Origin of the sequence: Staphylococcus coagulans, from assembly GCF_002901995.1 — a bacterium.
GTDB lineage: Bacteria > Bacillota > Bacilli > Staphylococcales > Staphylococcaceae > Staphylococcus > Staphylococcus coagulans.
In genome coordinates, this window is the sequence record NZ_PPQN01000140.1 from 1 (window position 1) to 1,631 (window position 1,631).

The following is a 1,631-nucleotide window of genomic DNA, read 5'->3' on the forward strand; positions in this document are numbered from 1 at the left end:
ATATTGGTTAATACATAATTCTAAATATGTTTTATCTATCATTTGAAGCTAGACATAAAAACTTTAGATTTTAATAATTTTTAAAAATCTAACAAATATTTAGAGTTTTAGTAAAATTGAATCTGCAATAGCATTCATTAAATTTGTTTTAGTTATTTTGAGTTCGTTTCCACTTATTAATTTATGAATTTTAGGATATAATGTTTCTGATCCATCCAATAATTTTTGAATAGGATTACCAGTATTGCCGATTCCTTTCATTTTATGAGGAGCAGCTCCAATAAATATATCTGTATATTGAGTAGAGTTTTCTAAGATTGACACATCAAAATTAGTCATATCATCATATTCAATAATTTTATATTTATCTTTCAAACCAGCTTTTTTAAATATCCCACTAATATCCTTAGACTTCAATCCACCATTTCTAACACCTAGAATCAGTACTTTAGCATTGTCATTATAGAGGTTGCCTTTATAATCGTCATTTTTTTGAAATTGATAACGGGCTAAGAAAATATCAAATTCACTCTGAGAATTGTAAAGCTTTGCTTCATTTTTTAATCTATCAAACAAATCATCTAAAAATTCATTTAGTTCCTCAATACTTAACTTACTCAACACTATTCTCCTCCATTCTCATGAAAAAGTTGTGGTAATTTATTTTGAAATCTTTGAATTTTATTCAAGTAGCTATAATACTCCACTAATTCTTCTTCCATTTTAAATGCAATATCTTCTTGGGATTCTTGGCCCAATAAAGAAACCTTATATTCTTGTAATGCTTTCTGAGAAATAACATTAATAACTGTTCCTGTCATTAATTGTTCAAATTGTTCTGTACCTATTTGGCTTGTCAAAAATGCAAATAAATAGTAAGGATTAATTTTATTATCTTTCACTCTCAAAATATTAAAGTTAGAAGATATAATGATATTATTACTTGCTAAATTTTCATTAACAATTGCTATTTTAAGTTCCGAACTTCTAGTACTTATTACAATGTCCATAGGTTTAAGTAGATATTTATCATATTCATCAAGTATATCTTGGCTGATTTTTTGTTTAGGTATATTAATTTTAAAATCTTTTAAATCGGAAAGATTTAATAAATAACCCGCTTTATCTTTGTTTTGTTCATCATCAAGCTTTTTCTTAGATACATCTTTTCCTCGAATAGCTTCTACGATATCTGTCAGCTTAACAGGATTTAGAAGACGATCTTCAATATTAACTAAGTATCTTACAGGTGATAAATTATAATCATTGTTTTTTATTACTTCTTTACTAACTTTTTCCGAAATTTCTGTATCTGAACTCAGCCCGTTCATAATGCTTTTAATATCTTTAGTCTCAAAGGCTTTTTGTAGTCTTCCTTTTTTAGTATATGTTTCAGAAGCATTGACAAAGACTACATTATCTTCACTGTGTTTCTGTAAAACTAATAAAGTAGTTGATATAGCAGTATTGGTAATTAAATTTGACGGTAGTTGTATAACTGCTTTTACTAAATTATTTTCAATTAAATCTTTTCGAATATCTTTTGCCATTCCAGTAGACATTGCGGCATCTCTTAATACAATGACTCCAACACCATCATCATTTAGGTTATTTAATATACGGTTTACAAA

At 26.9% G+C, this 1,631-nt stretch carries 2 protein-coding genes; both read right to left on the reverse strand.

The window, feature by feature from the left end:
• Positions 1 to 99 precede the first annotated feature (99 nt).
• Positions 100 to 621: a hypothetical protein gene (locus CD118_RS11790; protein WP_037542032.1), complete on the reverse strand. Its 522-nt coding sequence runs from the start codon at positions 619 to 621 to the stop codon at positions 100 to 102.
• 2 nt (positions 622 to 623) lie between these two features.
• On the reverse strand, positions 624 to 1,631 hold a 1,008-nt coding region (locus CD118_RS11795; protein WP_169925619.1), incomplete at its 5' end, for an N-6 DNA methylase.